Below are 4,190 nucleotides of genomic sequence, written 5' to 3'. Positions count from 1 at the left end.
GCTCCCCTCCCCTCCGCCCCCGCTCTCCCCGTTGATCATGGAGTTTCCGGTGTCGACACACCGGCGAGACCACGGTTAACTCCATGATCAACGCGGAAAAGGGGTGGGGGGTGGGGAGGGGTGGGTGGGGGGTGGAAGTGGGGGTTAGTAGACCTCGATTTCGTAGATGCGGGCTGCGGTGTTGGTGTCTTGGGCCGGCGTCTGGACGGTGATCCGGACATACCTCGCCGACACCGGGGTGATCGGATGCGTGCTCACGTTGGCGGTGTTGCCGGTGACGGTCGCCCGCGTGGTCCAGGTCGTCCCGTCGGTCGACGTCTGGATCGTGAAGTCACGCGTGTTCCACGTCGCCGACTCCCCGCCCGCGCCCGCGTGCCGCAGCGTCAACGACGAGACGGTCTGGGCCGAGCCCAGGTCCACCTGCCACCACTTGCTGCTGCCCAGCGAGCACCACTTGTCGCTGTTCCCGCCGGTCCACGAACCGTTGACGGCCTTCTCCGGCCCCTCTGTCGTGGCACACGACGAATCGGCGGTCGCGGCCTTGCCGAGGGCTAGGTTGACCGGTCCGCCACTTCCGGCGTACACCTCGAATTCTGCGATGCGCGCAGCGGCATTGCCGTTGTTCGTGGGCGTGGTGATGTCGAGCCGCACGTATCGCGCGGAAACGGTGCCGATCGGGTGGTAGGTGCGGCTGGAGCGGTTGAGCGAGACCGCGACCCGCTGGGTCCAGGTGCTGTTGTCGATGCTGGTCGAGATGGTGAACGCGCCGGTGTTCCAGCCGGTGTTCTCGCCGCCGAGACCGGCGTGCTTGACCACGAACGCGCCGACGTTCTGCGCGGACCCCAGGTCGACCTGGAGCGTCTTCGTGCCGCTCACGCTGGAGCACCACTTGCTCGCCGCCGAGAGCTGCCCGTCGAACGCCTTGTCTGCGGTCTCGGTGGCATTGCAGCTGGTCGAACCGCTCGCGGCCTTGCCCTGGGCCAGGTTCGTGCCCAGGCTCGGCGCCGCGGCGGGCGGGGTCCAGCCGTCGTTGAAGCTCGGGGGCACGTCACCCGCACCGGTGCCCCAGCTACTCGCACTGCTTCCCATCGTGTACGCGAGCGTGGCGCCGCTCGCGAGGTCCGGGTAGCGCAGGTAGTTCCGGGTCTGGGCGGTGCCGTTGCGACTGAAGCTCTGCACGTACGGCGAGCCCTGACCCGCTCCGGTGGCGTTGATCTGGATGTCGCCGGTCGGCCGGTCGATGAGGATCGACGGGAACAGCGGCCCGTGCAACGCCAGCGTGTCCGCACCCGGCGTCGCCGGGTACATGCCGAGCGCGCCCCACACGTACCAGGCGGAGGTGGCCCCGAGGTCCTCGTTGCCGGGCAGCCCGCCCGCGCCGGTGGTGTACGACTCGTTCATCACGCGGCGGACGACCGACGAGGTGCCGGCCGGCCACTGCGCCCAGTTGTACGCCCACGGCACACCATGCTCAGGCTCGTTGCCGATGTAGAAGTACGGCTGCGTCAGCCCGCCGTTGAGCTGGGTGAAGTGGTGGTCGAGCCGCTGCCGCGCGGTATGCGGCCCGCCCATGAGGTTGATCAGGCTGCCGAAGTTGTAGGTGACCATCCAGGTGTACTGCGAGGCGTTGCCCTCGGTGTAGTTGCTGCTGCTGGCCGGGTCGAGCGGCCAGGTCCAGGTGCCGTCGGGATCGCGCCGCTGGACGTAGCCGGACTCGGTGGAGAACACGTTGGCCCACCACTGCGCCCGTGCGATGTAGGTGTTGTAGAGGCTGGTGTTGCCCTGCCGCTGGGCGAACTGCGCCACGGCGAAGTCCGACGCGGAGTACTCCAGGGAGTCGGAGGAGTCCTCGTCGATGAAGTGCTGGCTGGCGTACTCCGACTGGCGTCCGCGAATGGCGCCGCCCTGGATGGTGCCGCCGTTGGAGCTGCTGTTCATCAGGGTCAGCGCGGCCGCGGTGTCGAAGTTCGTCACGCCGAACGCGTTCAGGCTGGAGACGATCACCGGCCCCGGATCGCCGGTCATGACGAAGTGCTCGTTGCTGTTGTGCGACCACTTCGGAATGAGCCCGCCCTGCTGGCCGTCGATCACCATCGAGTTGGCGATGTCGGCCGCCTCGCCCGGCGCTATCAGCGCCACCAACGCGGCCCACGACCGGTAGATGTCCCAGCCCGAGTAGTTCTGGTAGATCGTCCGGCTGGAGGTGTGCACCGCCTGGTCGAACCCGCGGTACTGCCCGTTGACGTCGCTGGCGATGTTCGGGTTGATCAGCACGTGGTAGAGGGCGGTGTAGAACTTCTGCAGGTCGGTCGCGCTGCCGCCGGTCGCCTGCACCCGGTTCAGGATCGTGTTCCACTCGGTGTCGGCGTTGGCGCGTACGGTGTCGAAGGCGAAGCCGCTCTGCTCCGCGGTCAAGTTGGCCTGCGCGTTGGCGACGCTGACGAAGGAGATGCCGATCTTGAAGTTCACGGCGGCGTTCGTACTCGTGTCGAAGGTGACGTAGCCACCCGAGTTGGTGCCGCTCGTGCTGGTGGAGCCCGCACTCACCGTCCCGCCCAGCCAGGTGCCCACCGCCGTGGGCGTACGGTCGAACTGGCCGTAGTAGTAGATCTGGTAGGTCTTCGACGAGCCGCAGAAGCCGCCGCCGGTGACCGAACCGCTCACGGTCGCGCCGCTGATCGAGATCGACCCGCTGCGGCTGCCGGTCGCGCTCTTGCTCGTGTTCAGCAGTACGCGCGCCGACGTCGTGGCCGGATAGGTGAGCCGCATGAGCGCCGTACGCTTCGTCGCGGACAGCTCGACCTGCGTGTTCCCGTAGGTGGACAGCACCGACTTGTAGTAGCCGGCCTGCGCGACCTCACTACCCTTGACCTGAGTCGCCTGGTACGCCGTCCAGTTGGTCCCCGGCGACGAGCCGATCGCGCCGGTGATCGGGAGAATCCCGATGTCCTCGTTGTTCGAGCAGCCCGCCCCGTTGAAATGGGTCAGGGCGTACTCCTGGATCTGGGTGTCGGAGAACCGGTAGCCGGAAGGGGACGCGGTCGGCGTGTCCGGGCTGAACTGCACCATCCCGAACGGGGCCACCGGGCCGGGGACCGTACTGCCACCCGCGCCGCCGGGGACGGGGTTGGGCGAGTTGCTGTCGTCGGTCCCGATGAACGGGTTGACGTACTGCGTGAGGTTGAGGACGGCCGCGTGCGCCGACGTCGGCGCGTACGCGACACCGGCCGCGATGACGAGGAAAGCTGTGAACGCACGCCCGAGCCGTGGGAGAGGTCCGCGGGACATGATCCACTCCTTCAGACAACGTTGTCATGGAATGGAGATAGAAAAGTCCCTACGAAGACATATGTCAATAGCCTGAACCGTGCCGGACACCTTGTTTGCAGCTCAGGCGGTTCTCTTCAGCGACTCAGGCGGTCTGCGCTCCAGCGGGTCTACGCTCCAGCGGGTCTACGCTCCAGCGGCTCTACGCTCCAGCGGCTCTACGCTCAGGCGGGTCTACGCTCCAGCGGTGCGGAGGCGGGCGGCCGGGCCGAAGAGGACCAAGCTCGCCGCGCTGAGCGACCGCGGCTCGAAGGCCTCGATGGCGGCGGTCGCCCGGCGGAAGGCGTCCTCCAGCGGCCAGCCGTAGATGCCTGACGAGATCAGCGGGAACGCGATGCTTTGCGCGCCGAGTCCGTCCGCCACCGTCAGGGAGTTCGCGTAGCAGGCGGTCAACAGGGCAGACCTATCCTCTGTGGAGCTGTAGACCGGCCCGACGGTGTGGACGACCCAGCGGGCGGGCAACCTCCCAGCGGTGGTGGCGACCGCCTGCCCAGTCGGCAGGCCGCGACCGTACTTCGAGGCACGCAGGGCCCGGCATTCGGCGAGGATCTCCGGCCCGCCCTTGCGATGGATCGCCCCATCCACTCCTCCCCCACCGAGGAGGGACGAGTTCGCGGCGTTCACGATCACGTCGACGTGCTGCTCCGTGATGTCGCCTTCGACCAAGTCGTACCGCATACGTCCACTCTCCCACTCGGCCGCCCTCGCTCACCGGGCCACCCTCGCCCGCGCCCCGTCGCGCCCCGCCCGCGCCCCGTCGCGTCGCGCCCCGCCCGCGCCCCGTCGCGTCGCGCCCCGTCGCGCCCCGTCGCGCCCCGTGCGTTGATCATGGAGTTCGCACCCTCGACACGCCAGATCGGAAG

General features: G+C 68.2%; 2 protein-coding genes. Both read right to left on the bottom strand.

The features are described from left to right. Positions 1–144: 144 nt before the first annotated feature. Complete coding sequence (locus tag AB0M47_RS42225; protein ID WP_363424549.1) at positions 145–3,288, bottom strand: GH92 family glycosyl hydrolase; 3,144 nt, start codon at positions 3,286–3,288, stop codon at positions 145–147. Positions 3,289–3,501: 213 nt separating this feature from the next. After that, positions 3,502–4,005 carry an O-acetyl-ADP-ribose deacetylase gene (locus AB0M47_RS42220; protein ID WP_363424546.1) on the bottom strand — a complete coding sequence of 168 codons (504 nt, stop codon included), beginning with the start codon at positions 4,003–4,005 and terminating at the stop codon, positions 3,502–3,504. Positions 4,006–4,190 lie beyond the last annotated feature (185 nt).

The sequence above is a fragment of the Hamadaea sp. NPDC051192 genome (assembly GCF_040682475.1).
Classification (GTDB): domain Bacteria; phylum Actinomycetota; class Actinomycetes; order Mycobacteriales; family Micromonosporaceae; genus Hamadaea; species Hamadaea flava.
The sequence above is the reverse complement of the archived record's forward strand: the minus strand, read 5'-3'. Positions and strand labels throughout refer to the sequence as shown.

Bases quoted from the DNA above. Each gene is read 5' to 3' on its own strand.
- AB0M47_RS42225 (WP_363424549.1), bottom strand. From the start codon at position 3,288: ATGTCCCGCGGACCTCTCCCACGGCTCGGGCGTGCGTTCACAGCTTTC.
- AB0M47_RS42220 (WP_363424546.1), bottom strand. From the start codon at position 4,005: ATGCGGTACGACTTGGTCGAAGGCGACATCACGGAGCAGCACGTCGAC.